17 protein-coding genes and 1 pseudogene are annotated in these 14,855 nt (G+C 68.0%); 8 read left to right on the forward strand and 10 right to left on the reverse strand.

Annotated elements, in window-relative coordinates; genetic code table 11:
- Positions 1-27 precede the first annotated feature (27 nt).
- From J0F76_RS11045 to J0F76_RS11055, 3 genes are all read left to right on the forward strand, one after another.
- Entirely contained in the window at positions 28-312 is a 285-nt protein-coding gene (locus tag J0F76_RS11045; RefSeq protein WP_207469289.1) for a hypothetical protein, read from the forward strand.
- A 275-nt stretch (positions 313-587) separates the two neighbouring features.
- Complete coding sequence (locus J0F76_RS11050; protein WP_207469291.1) at positions 588-2,105, forward strand: FGGY-family carbohydrate kinase; 1,518 nt, start codon at positions 588-590, stop codon at positions 2,103-2,105.
- Between the two features lies 1 nt (position 2,106).
- Positions 2,107-3,750 carry a glycerol-3-phosphate dehydrogenase/oxidase gene (locus J0F76_RS11055; protein ID WP_207469294.1) on the forward strand — a complete coding sequence of 548 codons (1,644 nt, stop codon included), beginning with the start codon at positions 2,107-2,109 and terminating at the stop codon, positions 3,748-3,750.
- A 16-nt stretch (positions 3,751-3,766) separates the two neighbouring features.
- Here J0F76_RS11055 and J0F76_RS11060 read toward each other — a convergent pair whose 3' ends face one another.
- Both J0F76_RS11060 and J0F76_RS20895 read right to left on the reverse strand, forming a co-directional pair.
- A complete protein-coding gene (locus tag J0F76_RS11060) occupies positions 3,767-4,516 on the reverse strand; it encodes an SDR family oxidoreductase (protein WP_207469350.1) in 750 nt (249 codons plus the stop codon).
- Between the two features lie 36 nt (positions 4,517-4,552).
- Positions 4,553-5,359, reverse strand: a complete 807-nt coding sequence (locus J0F76_RS20895) for a fumarylacetoacetate hydrolase family protein (RefSeq protein WP_207469301.1) — start codon at positions 5,357-5,359, stop codon at positions 4,553-4,555.
- A gap of 173 nt (positions 5,360-5,532) precedes the next feature.
- On the opposite strand from J0F76_RS20895, the gene J0F76_RS11070 reads away from it, so the two are divergent.
- The 4 genes from J0F76_RS11070 to J0F76_RS11085 all read left to right on the forward strand — a co-directional run bounded on the left by J0F76_RS11070 (position 5,533) and on the right by J0F76_RS11085 (position 9,019).
- Positions 5,533-5,709 (forward strand): hypothetical protein, encoded by a 177-nt coding sequence (locus J0F76_RS11070; protein ID WP_207469303.1) that lies wholly within the window; start codon positions 5,533-5,535, stop codon positions 5,707-5,709.
- 211 nt (positions 5,710-5,920) lie between these two features.
- Positions 5,921-6,799, forward strand: coding sequence for a putative selenate ABC transporter substrate-binding protein (locus J0F76_RS11075; protein ID WP_207469352.1), 879 nt, complete (start codon positions 5,921-5,923; stop codon positions 6,797-6,799).
- Between the two features lie 2 nt (positions 6,800-6,801).
- Positions 6,802-7,464 (forward strand): ATP-binding cassette domain-containing protein, encoded by a 663-nt coding sequence (locus tag J0F76_RS11080; protein WP_207469313.1) that lies wholly within the window; start codon positions 6,802-6,804, stop codon positions 7,462-7,464.
- Complete coding sequence (locus J0F76_RS11085; RefSeq protein WP_207469315.1) at positions 7,445-9,019, forward strand: PhnE/PtxC family ABC transporter permease; 1,575 nt, start codon at positions 7,445-7,447, stop codon at positions 9,017-9,019. Before J0F76_RS11080 ends, J0F76_RS11085 begins: the two co-directional genes overlap by 20 nt.
- 89 nt (positions 9,020-9,108) lie before the next feature.
- Here the strand turns inward: J0F76_RS11085 and J0F76_RS11090 are convergent, their stop codons facing one another.
- The 8 genes and pseudogenes from J0F76_RS11090 to J0F76_RS11120 all read right to left on the reverse strand — a co-directional run bounded on the left by J0F76_RS11090 (position 9,109) and on the right by J0F76_RS11120 (position 13,946).
- Positions 9,109-9,453 carry an alpha/beta hydrolase gene (locus tag J0F76_RS11090; protein WP_207469317.1) on the reverse strand — a complete coding sequence of 115 codons (345 nt, stop codon included), beginning with the start codon at positions 9,451-9,453 and terminating at the stop codon, positions 9,109-9,111.
- Positions 9,454-9,487: 34 nt separating this feature from the next.
- Positions 9,488-9,886, reverse strand: coding sequence for a DUF3131 domain-containing protein (locus J0F76_RS11095; protein WP_207469320.1), 399 nt, complete (start codon positions 9,884-9,886; stop codon positions 9,488-9,490).
- 33 nt (positions 9,887-9,919) lie between these two features.
- Positions 9,920-10,084 (reverse strand): annotated as a pseudogene (locus tag J0F76_RS21360) (IS30 family transposase); the annotation flags it as partial.
- Positions 10,085-10,223: 139 nt separating this feature from the next.
- Complete coding sequence (locus tag J0F76_RS11100; RefSeq protein ID WP_207469322.1) at positions 10,224-10,706, reverse strand: histidine kinase dimerization/phospho-acceptor domain-containing protein; 483 nt, start codon at positions 10,704-10,706, stop codon at positions 10,224-10,226.
- Between the two features lie 69 nt (positions 10,707-10,775).
- Positions 10,776-12,017, reverse strand: coding sequence for a PAS domain-containing protein (locus J0F76_RS21240; RefSeq protein ID WP_207469324.1), 1,242 nt, complete (start codon positions 12,015-12,017; stop codon positions 10,776-10,778).
- On the reverse strand, positions 12,014-12,430 hold the full coding sequence (locus J0F76_RS11110; protein ID WP_207469325.1) for an ATP-binding protein: 417 nt from the start codon (positions 12,428-12,430) through the stop codon (positions 12,014-12,016). The genes J0F76_RS21240 and J0F76_RS11110 overlap by 4 nt, the downstream gene beginning before the upstream one ends.
- A 2-nt stretch (positions 12,431-12,432) precedes the next feature.
- Positions 12,433-12,771, reverse strand: a complete 339-nt coding sequence (locus tag J0F76_RS11115; protein WP_207469328.1) for an STAS domain-containing protein — start codon at positions 12,769-12,771, stop codon at positions 12,433-12,435.
- On the reverse strand, positions 12,768-13,946 hold the full coding sequence (locus J0F76_RS11120) for a PP2C family protein-serine/threonine phosphatase (RefSeq protein ID WP_207469330.1): 1,179 nt from the start codon (positions 13,944-13,946) through the stop codon (positions 12,768-12,770). The genes J0F76_RS11115 and J0F76_RS11120 overlap by 4 nt, the downstream gene beginning before the upstream one ends.
- 581 nt (positions 13,947-14,527) lie before the next feature.
- On the opposite strand from J0F76_RS11120, the gene J0F76_RS11125 reads away from it, so the two are divergent.
- A partial coding sequence (locus J0F76_RS11125) for a hypothetical protein (RefSeq protein WP_207469332.1) occupies positions 14,528-14,855 on the forward strand: 328 nt, incomplete at its 3' end.

The following is a 14,855-nucleotide window of genomic DNA, read 5'->3' on the forward strand; positions in this document are numbered from 1 at the left end:
GGAGAGGTTAACCAGGGACAAGATCCGATGAAGCCGCAGGACACCGCGCAACCGATGCTGAAAAGCGAGACGCGGCAGGCGAACTGGCGCCGTGCCAACCTGCCCAAGTACAACGCCCATCTTGCCGTTCAGCGGGCGCTCAGTTCGGGGGCGCTGCAAAGGCAATCCTGCGAGGTCTGCGGGGCGGAGACGGTCGATGCCCATCACGACAGATACGACGAGCCGCTGAACGTCAGGTGGCTGTGCCGGCGCCATCACGTCAAGCTGCACCATTACGGCGAGGACATGTTTCCGCTGCGCACGCAGGACTGAAGCAGCCCTTGGACGTGCCAGCCGTGGCCGGTCTGGTCGGGCGAGACGGCCGTGTCCCGGATGTCGCGCCGTGGCAGCGGGTGTCCGGCGCTGAAGACCTGCCTCCTCTCGGGCTGCCCCGCCGGCAGATCCGGGGGTGCGGCGGCGCGGGTCGGGTCATTGCGGGGGGTTCCACGACCTGCGCAACATCGTGTATCGGTCGGTCGGGTGCGGCAGCCCGATGACAGGACAGGACGTGGAGCAGATGGCCATGACGCGTAACGGGAACCGTTGACATGCCGCTTCTGCTGGGAATCGACAACGGCCTGACCGTCACCAAGGCGGTTATCTTCGACGAGGGAGGTCGGGTGCTGGCCACGGCCCGCCGCAGGGTCGCCCAGTCCATGCCGAAGCCGCGCCATGTCGAACGCGACATGGACGAGCTGTGGTCCCAGACCGCCGCAGCCATTGCCGAGGCCGTTTCCGCCTGCGGACGGCCCGCGGCGGATATCGCGGCCATCGCGGCCACGGCCCACGGCGACGGGCTCTATCTGCTGGACGGCGACGCGCGGCCCCTGGGGCCGGGCATCCTGTCGCTGGACAGCCGCGCGGGCGATCTGGCCGAGCTCTGGCGGCGCGACGGAGTGGCGGACCAGGCCCTGGCCCGGACGGGGCAGGCGCCCCATGCCTCGGCCCCGTCGGCCATCCTGGCCTGGATGCGCGACCACCAGCCGGAAAGATACGGCAGGGCCCGCCATGTCCTGGCCTGCAAGGACTGGCTGACCTTCTGCCTGACCGGCCGCATCGGCACCGACCTGACCGAAGCCAGCACCTCGTTCACCGATGTCGCCACGCAGCGCTTCGATCCTGCCATCCTTTCGCTGTTCGGGCTTGGCGCGCTGTCGGGTGCCTTGCCGCCGGTCGCCCTGCCGGACGAGGTCGTCGGCGGCATCAGCGCGTCGGCCGCCGCGGCGACGGGGCTTGTGCAGGGCACGCCGGTCGTGGCCGGTCTGCATGATGTCACCGCCTCGGCCCTCGGCGCGGGCGGATATGCCGAGGGCACGGTCGCCCTCGTCGCCGGAACCTATTCCATCAACGAGACCGTCACGACGACGCCGCGCGTCGATGCCCGGTGGTTCTGCCGCAACGGTCTGCGCCCGGGCGAATGGAACGCGATGGCGATCTCGCCCGCGTCGGCCGCGAACTACGACTGGTTCCTGGACCGGCTCTGCGGAAGCGAACGGGCAGCGGCCGAGGCACAGGGCCGCGCCTTCCATGCCGAGATCATCCCCGAGATCGAGGCGGCGATGGCCCGGCCCTCGTCCGTGATCTTCCACCCATTCCTGTTCGGATCGCCCCACGGCCCCCATGCCAGCGCCGGCTTCCTGGGGCTGCATGGCTGGGACAATCGCGGCCAGATGCTGCGCGCGGTTGTCGAGGGGATCGCCTTCAACCATCGCCATCATGTCGATGCCCTGCGCGATGGTTTCGCCCCCCGTGCCGCGCGGCTGACGGGGGGCATCTCGCGCAGCCCGCTGTTTGCGCAACTGTTCGCGGATGTGCTGCAGATGCCGGTCAGCACCAGCGACACCGACGAAGCCGCCGCCTGGGGCGCCGCCCTGTGCGCGGGATCGGGGATTGGGCTTTACGCCAGCCCCCGCCACGATCCGCGCGACATGGCGCTGCTGACCACCACCTACCAGCCCGATCCGCAGCGATCCGCCGACCTGACGCGCCGCTATGCGGTCTTTGCCGAACTTGTCGATGCGCTGTCCCCGGTCTGGCCGCGGGTCGAGGCCCTATCAAGGACATGACATGAACGACATCCGGGACATCGACGTCCTCATCATCGGGGCAGGGATCAACGGCGCGGGCCTGTTCCGCGACCTGTGCGAACAGGGCCTGACCTGCGTGATCGCCGACAAGGGCGATTTCGGGGGTGGCACATCGGCCGCGCCATCGCGCTTGATCCACGGCGGCATCAAGTATCTGGAAACGGGCGAGCTGCGGCTGGTCGCGCAATCGACGCTGGAACGGAACCTGCTTCTGAAGAACGCGCCGCATCTTGTGCGCCCCTTGCCCACGGTGATCCCGATCTTCTCGTGGTTCAAGGGCGTGACGGCGGCCATGCGGACGCTGCTGGGGTCCACCACCGCGCCGCGCAGCCGGGGCGCCGTGCTGATGAAGACCGGGCTGGCGATGTACGACTTCTACGGCCGCCGCCACCGGGTCATGCCGCGCCACCAGCTTTGGTCGCGCAGGAAGGCGATACGGGAAATCCCGCCCATCACCCCCCGCATCGTCGCGGCGGGGCAGTATTACGACGCCAGCGTCACCCTGCCCGAGCGTCTGGTCTGGGAACTGCTGGCCGAGGGGATGCGCGCCAGCCCTGCCTCGCAGGCCTTGAACCATGCCACGCTTGAAGGCACTGACGGCGACACCTTGCGTCTTGCCGTCGCGGGGGAAACGCAGGTGCTGCGCCCCCGGATGGTCGTGAACGCCGCCGGTCCCTGGATCGACAAGGTGAACGCGGCGCTTGGCGTGCCGTCGCGGCTGATCGGCGGCACCAAGGGATCGCACATCCTGCTGGATCATCCCGACCTGATCGCGGCCCTGAATGGACGGATGATCTATTTCGAGGCCGACGACGGCCGGATCTGCCTGGTCTATGACTATCTTGGCCGGGCGCTTGTCGGCTCGACCGATACCCGCGACGACGATCCCGACAATGTCGCCTGCGACGATGCCGAGGTGGACTATTTCCTGGACGCCCTGCGAGGCCTGCTGCCGGGCCTGGCCTTCGGCCGCGACCAGATCGTCTATGCCTATGCGGGCATCCGTCCCTTGCCCGCGTCGGATGCGGCCAATCCCGGCCTGATCAGCCGCGACCATTCCGCCCCCATTGCCGAACCCGAGGGCGCAAGACGCTGGCCGATCATCTCGCTTGTCGGCGGCAAGTGGACCACCTTCCGGGGCTTTGCCGAGGAGGTCGCCGACACTGTCCTGTCCCGCCTGGGCCGGACCCGGCGCAGCGACACGAAGCTGATGCCCATCGGCGGCGGACGGGACTATCCCCGCGACCCCGCGGACTGGGTGCGGCGGACCGCCTCGGAAACCGGGGCGGGGCCGGACCGCGCGGCCACCCTGCTTGCGCGCTATGGCACCACGGCGGCGCCGATCCTGGCGGCCGAGGGCGCCGATCCCCTGATGCTGCGGGACGCCGACTATTCGCTGGCGGAACTCGACTGGCTGACCCGCAACGAGCGCGTGCGCCATCTGACCGACCTTGTCATGAGGCGCACCGCCTTGGCGATCACCGGCCACCTGTCGCGCCGCGACCTGGACAGCGTCGCGCAGGTCTGCGCCCGGGCGCTGGACTGGGACGACGCCCGGACGGCGCGCGAGGTGCAGGAGGCCGAGGCGATCCTGGTCGGCCGCCACCGGCTGAAGCTGTCCTAGTCTCGCCCGAGGGGGGTCAGGACACCAGACCGGCACGCCGCCGGATCGTCTCGTCCCGCAGCGAGACCTCCGCGCCCCGGAACTCGTCGCCGTCCGGGCCGCACAGCCACAGCAGCGCCCGCGCGGGCCATTCGGGCGGGATATGGACCGACCAGTCAAGCTGGCTGACGGGATTGATCCCGCTTTTGCGGATGGTGTCCTGCATGTCGGTCGCGACCGTGCCGGGCGACAGGCTGATGGCGCGGATGCCATCGGCCCGCGCCTCGTGATCCAGCGCCCGGGTCAGCATCCAGGCGCCTGCCTTGCTGGCGCAATAGGCGCTCCAGCCCTGCTGCGGGTTGTGGGCCGCGCCCGAGCCCACCGTCAGGACCGTGCCGCCGCCCTGGGCGCGCATCACCGGCAGGGCCGCGCGCATCCCGTGGAAGACGCCCTTCAGGTTGACGTCGATGGCTTGCCCCCATTCGCCCGGATCGGCCGCCCAGATCTCGGCAATGGGACCGATAAGGCCCGCGTTGTTCACAAGAACATCCAGCCGCCCGAACCTGTCGCACATCGTCGCGACCGCGCGTTCCATGTCGGCTGCCACGGCGACATCCCCGGACAGCGCAAGCCCGCCGATCCCGGCCGCCAGCCGGTCCACGGCGGCCCCGTCCCGCGCCATCACCCCGACATCCGCGCCCGCCTGGGCCAGAACGCGGGCGGTCGCCGCGCCGATGCCGCGGCTTGCGCCCGTCACGAGCACTGTCTTGCCTTCAAGGTTGACCATCATATCTTCTCCTGAGCGATGAAGCCTGGCACTGGCCTAGACCAGGTCGATCCTGATTCCGTCCAGCGGCAGCCCGTCGAAGCGGGCCTGCCAGCATTCGCCCGGCCGGACGGGCAGGGCCTGCGTCAGGGTGCCGGTCGTCACGATGTCCCCTTTCTGCAGGGGGGTGGCGCCCGGCGTGCTGGCGACAAGATCGGCCAGATGACCCAGCGCCACAAGGGGGCCGCCGCCCAGGACGTTGCGGGCATGGCCCGTGTCGGCCACCGCGCCGTTCCGGCAAAGCACCGTCTCGAAGTCGGCCAGCCGCCCGATCCAGCCGCTGCGATCCGCCGGGGGCAGGTCAAGGATCGGCCCGTGCAGGAAGGCGCCGTGCAGTCCGACGGCGGCCACGGTATCGGCCCCCTCGAATTCCCATCCTGCGTAGGGGGAATGCACCAGCTCGAACCCGGCGCAGAGGCCGGACACGCAGGCCATCAGGTCGTCGGCCGACATGCCCGGCGCCGGGGCGGCGGACAGCCGGAAGGCGATCTCCGGCTCGATGCGCGGCTCCATCAGGCCGGTCAGCGGGAAGGGCGTGCCCAGAGGGCGCAGTGTGCTGTCATACATCGGCGCGAAGATCGGCGCCGAGACGTTGAACCGATCCCACATCGTCCGGTTGGTGAAGCCGATCTTCCGCCCCGCCGGACGCTCTCCGCGGGCCGCGCGGGCCTGTTCGATCACGGCGCCGATCCGATAGGCGCGGGCCATCGACAATCCTCCCTCGCGCAGGGTTGGCCGGGGAATCCGGCGTCCCTCGGACAGCGAGCGGAGGATTTCTTCGGCAAGGGAGGCATCGTCTGGCACGGCGCGGGTCCTGTCTGGTTCCGCCGGGATCGGACCACAGGCGCGGCCTGCGTGCAAGCCGATGGGAAAGCCGGGCAGCTTGCCCCCGGGTGGACCGGACTGGCGGGACATGCCCCGGAACCCCGGGGCCGCATGATCGCTTTATGGGTGATGCCCTTGGGAGAGACAGAGCCATGCAAAGCAGTTCCACGCCCATCGACCTTCCCGAGGATCTTCGGCGCGGCCTGGAAACCGCAGCCGGCGAAGCCGGAAAGACGCCGACCGACATCGTCGTTGAGGCCCTGGAAAGCTTCGGCGTCAAGCGCCTCAGCGAAGACCAGTTCCAGAAGCGCCTGACCGGCTCTCAGTGATCCGGGCGGCCTGCGGGCATCGGGCGGCGCGATCCTGCACCGGCGGTCCCTGCCGCGCGCCGGGTCGCGGAGGACCCGGGGGATGGCGAGTTGCTGCGGATGCGCTCACCGGATAGTGTTCGCGCATTCTCGAAGGCAACCGGTTTCAAAGAGGGATGCAATGTCCAAGTCTGGCAAGGTTTGTGTCGGCATGGTCGCTTACGGTCGCAGGATGGTCCTGGGTCTTGCGGTCGGCGCAGTTTCAACATTCGCCTTTCTGGGGGCTTCGCTGTCCGTGGCACAGGCCCAGGACACGCCCACGCTCTACTTCTCGGCCATACCCGATGACGACGAAACCCGGCTGATGCAGCGCTTCGCCGCGGTCGCGGACTATCTTGAGGCGGAACTGGGCGTGCCGGTCGAGTATGTGCCGGTCAAGGATTACGCGGGTTCGGTCGTGGCGTTCCGCAACGACCAGATCCAGCTCGGCTGGTTCGGCGGCCTGTCCGGCGTGCAGGCCCGGCTGGCGGTTCCCGGCTCTCGCGCGCTGGCCCAGGGCGAGGAGGACATGACCTTCGTGTCCTACTTCATCGCCCACAAGGACACGGGACTGGAGGAAAGCGACAGCTTCCCCATGGCGGCCGAGGGGATGACCTTCACCTTCGGGGCCCAGACCTCGACCTCGGGGCGGCTGTTCCCGGACTTCCACATCCGCGAGCAAACGGGCAAGGCGCCGGACGAGTTCTTCTCGCGCGTCGGTTTCTCGGGCGATCATGGCCAGACGCTGCGGCTGGTCTCGACCGGGGCCTATCAGGTGGGTGCCCTGAACTATACCGTCTATGACACGGCGGTGCAGGAAAACGCGCCCGAGGTCGCGACCACGCGCGTGATCTGGAAGACGCCGCCCTATCCCGACTACAACTGGGCCATCCGCGGCGACGTCGATGCCCGCTTCGGCGAAGGCTTTGCCGACCGGGTGCAGGCGGCCCTGGTGGGCATGACCGATCCCGACCTTCTGGCGTCGTTCCCGCGCAAGGCCTTCGTGCCGGCCGCGAACGAGGATTACGAAGCGATCCTGGAAACCGGGCGGACCCTGGGCCTTCTCGACTGAGGATGCTTCATCTTCAGGGCGAGACGCTTGGCTATGGCGGCCATGTCGTTCTGCCGGATGTGGACTTCGCCCTGCATCCGGGGGAACGCGTCGTCCTGCTGGGCCGCAGCGGCAGCGGCAAGAGCACGCTTCTGAACGCGGTCCATGCAAGGCTTGCGGCGCAGGGCCGGCGCGATCTGGCGCTGGTGCCGCAGGAACACGGGCTGGTGCCGCAGTTGTCGGTGTTCCACAACGTCTACATGGGGCGGCTTGACCGTCATCGCGCGGCCTACAACCTCGTGAACCTTGTCTGGCCGCTGGCAGCCGAGCGCCGCCAGGTCGAGGACGCGCTGCGCGCCGTGGGCCTTGCCGGCATGGGAAGAAGACCCCTCGGTGCCTTGTCCGGCGGGCAGAAGCAGCGCACGGCGCTGGCGCGCGCCGTTCATCGCGGCGGCGCGGTGCTGATCGGGGACGAGCCCGTCTCGGCCGTGGACGAACGGCACGCGGCGGAACTGGTGGCGATGCTGGGGCAGCGGTTCCGGACCATGGTGCTGGCGCTGCACGACGTGGCCCTGGCCCGGCTGATCGCCACGCGGATCGTCGGCATCCGCAAGGGTCGGCTGGTCATCGACAAGCCTGCCTCTCGGGTCGGCAAGGACGAGATCGATGCGCTTTATCGCCTCTGACCGCCGCTGGCGCCCGCGGGGGCGGATCGCCACGACGCTGGTCTTCGTGGGCATCGCGGTCCTGCTGCTGCCGGTGGCGGATCTGCGCATCGCGGGACATGACCCCTGGGCCGAGCTTGGGCGGATGGGGCAGGGGCTGCTGGCGCCCGATTTCTCGGCGATCCCGTCGCTGTCGCGGGCCGCCGCGCTGACGGTGGCCTTTGCCCTTTGCGGGGTGGCGGCCGGCGCGCTGGCGGGGTTCCTGCTGGCGCCGCTCTACGGGCGCGGGGCGGTGCGCGCCTTGTGCGTGGCCGCGCGGTCCATTCATGAGCTGTTCTGGGCCATCCTGCTGATGCAGGTGACGGGCCTGTCGGCCACGACCGGCATCCTGGCGCTGGCGATCCCCTATGCGGGGATCTTCGCCAAGGTCTTTTCCGAATACCTGGACGAGGCCGATCCCCGCCCCGCCCATGCCATGCCGCCGGGAACGGGCGCCATCTCGATCTTCTTCTTCGCGCGCCTGCCGCTGGCGATCAGGGAGTTCGGCACCTATACGCTCTACCGGCTGGAATGCGGGCTGAGGTCCAGCGCGGTCCTGGGCTTCGTCGGCCTGCCGACGCTGGGCTTCGAGCTGGACACCTTCTTCAGGCAGGGCATGTATGGCGCGGTGGCGGCCGTCCTGATCGTCTATTACCTGCTGATCGCGACAATCCGGCTGTGGATGCGGTGGCCGCTGGCGCCGGCCTATGTCCTGGCGGCGGCCTGGGTGCTGTCCGGGCTTCGGACCCCGCCGATGGCTCCCGGCGCGCTGATGCGTTTCCTTGGCCACGACATCGTCCCCGCGCCCTTGCGGAACGGTTCCTGGGGCGATCCGGCGACGTGGGACAGCCTAGGCGCCTGGGTCGGCAACCTGGCCCTCGACCAAGCCCTGCCGGGACTGGCCGCCACCCTGATCGTGGCGCAATTGGCCGTGATCCTGGCGGGCGTGGTCGCGGTGATCGGGTTCCCGCTGCTTCTTCGCCCGGTCGTGGGTCGCCTGGGCGTGTGGTTCGGCCACCTGGGCCTGGTGATCGGGCGGTCCACGCCGGAATACATGCTTGCCTATGTCATGCTGCAGATCCTGGGACCGTCGATGCTGCCGGCGGTGATCGCGCTTGGCCTGCACAACGGCGCGATCATCGCCCATCTTCTGGGGCGGCAATCCCAGGGCATCCATGCCGGCCTGCGTCCCGACGCGTCGGCGGGCTTCGATCTTTATGCGTGGGAGATCCTGCCGCGCATCCATGGCAACTTCCTTGCCCTGTGCTTCTATCGCTGGGAGATCATCGTGCGGGAAGCCGCCATTGTCGGGCTTCTGGGCATAGGCACGCTGGGCTTCTATGTCGGCGCCGCGATCCAGGAGATCCGGGTCGACCGGGCGGTCTTCCTGCTGCTTGTCACCATGGCCGCGACCATCGTGATCGACATGATCTCGCGCCGCAGCCGGGCCTCGCTGGGGCTGACGGGCGCAAGCACGCGCCCCGCCCTGCCGACCGAGCGGGACGGGCGGCTGCCCGGATACGAGGGCCTGGACTGAGCCGCACGGAGATGCCGTGGCACGGCATGACGGCAACGCCTGACGGAAGAACCCGCCATGCCTGTCGCACCTTGGCCCCGCGGCGACATCTATTTGCCATAGTTCCGCGTGAAGATCCGCGAGACATGCTCCAGGGCCGAGGGAAGGGCGTCCTTCCGGAACATCCAGTCATGCGCGCCTTCCCGAACCTGGAACCTGTGCAAGATCCCCGCCAGGTCCAGCGCGACATGGGCCGCGGCACTGCCCTGGAAGAACGGGTTCTGCGATGCCAGGTCAAGATGGATCCTCGGGATGCGACGGAATGGCGCGGGATCGACCCAGGCCGCGATCTCGACCATGTCGGACAGGCGACAGGCCTCGTTCAGCCGGTCCCTGCCAGGCCGGCCCGGCCCGTAGACCCCGGCAAAGCGTTGCTCGAAGGCCTTCTGCTCCATCGTCGCCACCTGGCCGGGGTGCGCAGCACGGCGCTCAGCGCTTAGGGAAGCCGCCGTCGTCGGTCGAGAGATCCGCGACGGCATCCAGCAGCAGGTCGGTGTAGGGCGTTTCCCACAAGGCCCACATGCCGATAGCGGCCTTGGACGCGATGGCCGCGCGGTCGGGTTGATAGACGTCGCTCGGGTCCAGCGTGTGCCAGGCAAAGCCGTTGGCCCCGATTGCGTCGTAAACGACAAAGGGCTGCCCCTCGACCTGGTGTTCGGACTTGGCGGTCATGATGCCGGTCTGCTCGAACCGGCGCTGCTGGACCAGGTAGATGCGGTTGGCGAACTCGGCCCGCCAGCCTTGGGTCGCAAGGCCCGGACGGTCCCCCTGCCGGTCGCCGGGCAGCTTCCAGCCCAGTTCCAGCCCGTCCGGCACTGCAGGCTCCATTCTGAATGCAGCGGTCCTGCGGGGCAGGGTTCGTCATGGTGCCTCCAGCGGTATCAGTTCGTCTTGAAAGGCTCCGACGGGTGTTCGGTAGCCGAGGCATTTGCGCGGCGTGGCGTTCAGCCGCTGACACATCATCCTCATCGAGCGCGGTGTCAGCTGCAACACGGCAGCGTCCCGAGGCAGGTAGCGGCGCATCCGAGGCCGGACGGCCGGGGGCGATCTCCACGTTCAAGGTGACCCGGCCCGCCGCCGTGAACTTTACCGCATTGCTGACGAGGTGGGCCAGGATCTGGCGAATGCGCAGCGGGTCGGCGACGATCCAGGCAGGAAGGTCCTCCTAGACCTGGGCCGTCAGGGTCACGCCCTCGGCACGGGCGGATTCGGGATACAGGTACACCGCGCTGGCCACCAGGGGGCACAATTCAAAGGATTGCTCCTCCAGTTCCATGCGGCCGGCCTCGATCTTGGACATGTCCAGGACATCGTTGAGGATCGCCAGAAGCGCCTCGGCGCGGGTCCGCGCGATGCGGATCTGCTCGCGCTGCCGGCCGTCCAGCGGGGTCGCTTCCACCGCGCCCAGCATGCCCAGGAGGCCGTTCATGGGCGTGCGCAGCTCGTGGCTCATGACGGCAAGGAAGTCGGACTTGGCGGTATTGGCGCGCTCGGCCTCGCTCAGGGCCTCGCGAAGCGCCCGCTCCTGTTCGATGTCGCTGGTCACGTCCTGCAGCGACCCGGTCAGCATGTCGGGCGCGCCGGCATCGTCGTAGTTCATCTCGGCGGTGCCCCGGATGAAGCGTTCCCCGCCATCGGGAAGCAGCACGCGGCAGTCGAAATTGGCCTGCCGCTGCCCGCCTGCCGGTCCGCCCTTCAGAAGTTCGGTGAAGATGTCCTAAATGCCCTCGAAATCCTCGCGGTGGACGATCTGGCGCAGGGGACGCGGTCCTTCCGCCGGATCGCAGCCCAGCACGAGGTAAAGCTCGGACGACCAGGTGGTCCGGCCGGTGTTGTAGTTGTGCCGGAAGCTGCCCAGGTGCGCGATGCGCTGCGCCGCGGCCAGGCTGCGTTCGCTTTCGCGCAGGGCGCGGCGGGCCTGTGCCTCGACGGTGATGTCGCGGACCGTGGACATCATGCTGTGCGGGGTTCCGTCGGCATTGGCGGTCAGTTCCGACTGGACCGCCAGCTCGATGACCTCGCCGTTGCCCCGAACCGCGCGAAAGTTGAGGTCGCGGCGCACCGGCGCCCTTGTCTCGGCCGAGCGCGCAAAGGCCTTGCGCTCGCTTTCCAGAACCTTTTCCGCATCGACCGGCAGCAGGAGCGCCTCGAACTCGGCGCCGGTCATGTGCCCGTCAGGATCAAGGCCATAGATGCGGGCGAATTCGGGCGACCATGACACGGTGTCGCTTTCATAGTCGCGGTGCACATTGCCGATGTGGGCGATGCGCTGTGCCTCGGCGAGATCGCCCATGACCGTGTTCAACGATGTTTCGGCGCGACGCAGGACGCGGTGCTGCATCCACAGCACGATCAGCGTCAGCACGCCGACCGCCAGCAGGAACGAGGCCAGCCGCTGCGCAAACACGATAACGCGCGTCAACTGCCAGCGGTCGTTGGACGTGATCTGGCCCAGACGGCGAAATGCGTTCGTTAGGTAGCGGTCGATTTCCAGAAGATCGGGTCCCAGCAGCTCCGCCACCCGGTCGCGCGTGGCGACAATGTCCGTCCCTGCCTTGGAAAGCAGGGCCGCGTATGCCGATATCCGGTCCCGGCCGCGGTTCAGGGTTTGGGCATTTTCCGGAAGCACCGCCATTCCGCCGGGACAGGCCAGAACCACGCCGATCCTGTGGGCCAGAAGCTGCGTCCGTTCGTCGAACTGAAGCCCCAGGCTTTCGTCGGGTGTGCCGCCCGAGGCCCGGGCGCCCTGCCAGTCCGACAGGGCGCGGTCTAGGGCGTCGATGCCAAGATGCAACTCGAACAGTTCGTTGCGCATCGCGGTTGTATCCGCAGTTTCCATGTTCCGCGGCAGGACGAAAGGCGCCATGGCCAGCGCCAGGAAGACCGCCCCCACGACGGCCACCAGGCACACTTGAAGCAGGCGCTGCTGCCAGGCCGGCACGACGCGCCCGCCCTTCACTCCGCGCTCCGGTTACCAAAGCCAAGGGTCAGGCAGTTCAAGCCGGATGTGGTCCGGTAATCGAGCGCATCCGACATCGCAGCGATCAGGGGAATGCCCCGACCGCTTTCCGACAGGGGATCGATTTCGGCCAGGTCAGGGGCAGCCTGGAACAGATCTGCCGGGACGGGTGGACCGGGATCGCGGATTTCGACCGCTACGTCCTGATCCGCCCTGCGGACGACAACGGCGATTCCGGCTTCGGGGGGCAGAGCGCCATGCAGGACGATGTTGTTCAGCGCCTCGGTGACCGCGATCTCAAGCCGGATCAACCCTTCGGGGGAAAGCGCGTCGCCCACGAAGGCGCAAAGGGTTTCCATGGTCTTGTCGACCGCGTCTAGCCTGCATTCGACATGGAAGGCGCGGCTTTCCATCGCTATCCATCCAACGCGGCCAAGGCTGCGTCGGGATCGGGGAAGATCTGGAAGACCTTTTCCATCCGCGTGACGCGAAACATCTGCCGGACGGCATCCGTCAGGCCGCAGACGACCACCTCGCCCCGGTTCCCGACCTTCTTGAGAAGGCCGACAATCGCCCCGAGACCGGACGAGTCGACGAAGCGCACTTGGGACAGGTCGATGATGATCCTGTTGCTGCCGTTGTCGATCAGCTGCGACGCTTCCTGGCGGAACGCATTGGCGCCAAGGGCGGTCAGGCGATCGCCTTCCGGCCGGATGACGCATATTCCGTTCGATTGGACTTGCGAGTGGATCATGCGGAAGTGCTCCTTGCGAGGGCGAGAACAGTCAGGTCATCTTCGAGGGACAGACCGCCCCGCCATTGCGCAAGCGCGTTGACGATGGCACCGGGCAGGGCTTCGACATCCTTTTGCGCTTGCCCCGCGATAAGGCCTCGAAGGCGATCTTCCCCGAATGCGGTGCCGTCGGGCGCCTCAGCCTCGATCGCGCCGTCCGAGCACAGGATCAGGGTTTCCCCGCCGGCAAGGTCGATTTCGCCGTTCTGGAAATCCGCCGTCTTCAGCAGGCCCACGGGAAATCCTCCGTCGCCCACGACCTCCGTGGTTCCGTCGCGCCGCGCCAAGATCGGATTGGGGTAGCCGGCCTGGCAAAAAGAAAGTCGCTCGCTCCGCTGATCCAGGACACCGCAGAACATGGTGAAGTAGTCGGTTCCGTCGTCCCGATAGAAGCGATCGTAGAGATCGCGCACCATTGCCGCCGGATCGACCGTGGCCGGGTCTGGCACCGCCTGGCTCGCAAAATACTGCGAGGTGACAAGATGGCCGATTGCGACCGACAGCAGCGCGGCATGGATGCCGGGTCCGGCGACGTCGACGGCATAGAAGCCCAGTTTCTCGTCGGGCAGGGGAAAGTAGCCGAACATGTCCCCCGAGACATAGGCCGAGGGCTCGAAGGCCGATCCGAAGCGGCAACCCCGGATGTCCTGCGCCAGGCTGGGAAGAAGCCGGCGCTGCGCCTCGGCAGCGACATTTAGGTCACGTTCGATCCGCCCCCTTGCAAGCTGCAGGGCCCGGTTCTTCTCGGACAGTGCCTGTTCGTGATCGACAAGACGGGCAGCCGCCCGGATTCGCACGGTCAGGACGGCGGCATCCAGCGGCTTGGTCATGAAGTCGTCGACGCCCGCCTCCAGCGCCAGCCGCCGCTGCTCGGCCTGTCCCGCCGAGGTCAGCATGACGATATGGATATACCGGCCCGGATCGGCAGCCCGAATCTGGCGGGTGACCTCGTGCCCGTCGATGCCCGACATGTCCAGGTCGCAGACCAGGATCGACGCGCCGCTGCTCTCGATCATCTCCAGGGCTTCAAGGCCGTCCCTTGCGAGAACGGGCGTGAACCCGATGCGACTGATGACGGATGAGGCAAAGATGCGCTGCGTTGCGTCATCATTGGCGATGACAACCTTGTCCGACATGTGCCTCTTCTCGGCGAACTCCTGATGGAAAGGCATGATGAGCGTCTTCGAAAAAGGTTGTGGTTGCAGCTCTGGGTGTATTTTCATGATCGTCAACCAGTCAAAGTTGTTCTCGTCGAGAGGAGAGAAAGCGCAGGGCGTTATCGTCCAACCATTTCAACCGTGGGCAATCGCAAGGCGGGTTTTACAGCGGCGGCATTTCCGCCGCCCGTGCAAAGGGTGCCGGACTTGACGACGATGGCACGTTGCCTGCGGGTGGCCCGCGCCGGGCAGCAAGGGCCGGTCGGCACCCAGTGCGCCGCGGGACAGCGCCCGGCTTGCCGACGGAAAGCCGATGGGGAACCAGCGTGTCCCCGCGTCGCGCCGGGGCGTTCTCGGGGATTCATGCGCCGATCGGCAAACGCCTGCCGCGGCAAGGCGGGCGGTGACGCGGGCCGCGTGGACGTCGGACGCCGAGGTCGCCTTCTTTGAGCCGCCTCAAAGACGGAGGCAGGAAGTTGGGCGATCCTGGGATGCAAACAACCGGGTTCAGCCTTATGATCGGCAGGCAGCTTTCTCGATGGACGATGGCGTGGTTCGCCATGGCGCTGACGTTTCTGTTCGCCTCGCTTTCGCTTGCGGCGGCGGGACTGGCGGGTCCGGGCATCTGGGGCGCGGGCACGTCGCTGGCGGTCGTGCACCTGTTTGCGCTGGGCTGGCTTTGCTCCATGATGCTGGGGGCGCTGATCCAGTTCACGCCCGTCCTGTGCGCGCGGGCGTTGGCGCTGCCGACCCTGGCGCTGCCCGCGTTGCTGCTGATCGGTGCGGGCACGGCGATGCTGGCCGCCGGGTTCCTGTGGCTGGACGGCTGGACGGCGGGGCAGGGCGCGCTGGCCCTGGCGCCGGCGGTGCTGGCGGCGGGCTTCGCGC

This window comes from Paracoccus fontiphilus (genome assembly GCF_017356265.1).
GTDB lineage: Bacteria > Pseudomonadota > Alphaproteobacteria > Rhodobacterales > Rhodobacteraceae > Paracoccus > Paracoccus fontiphilus.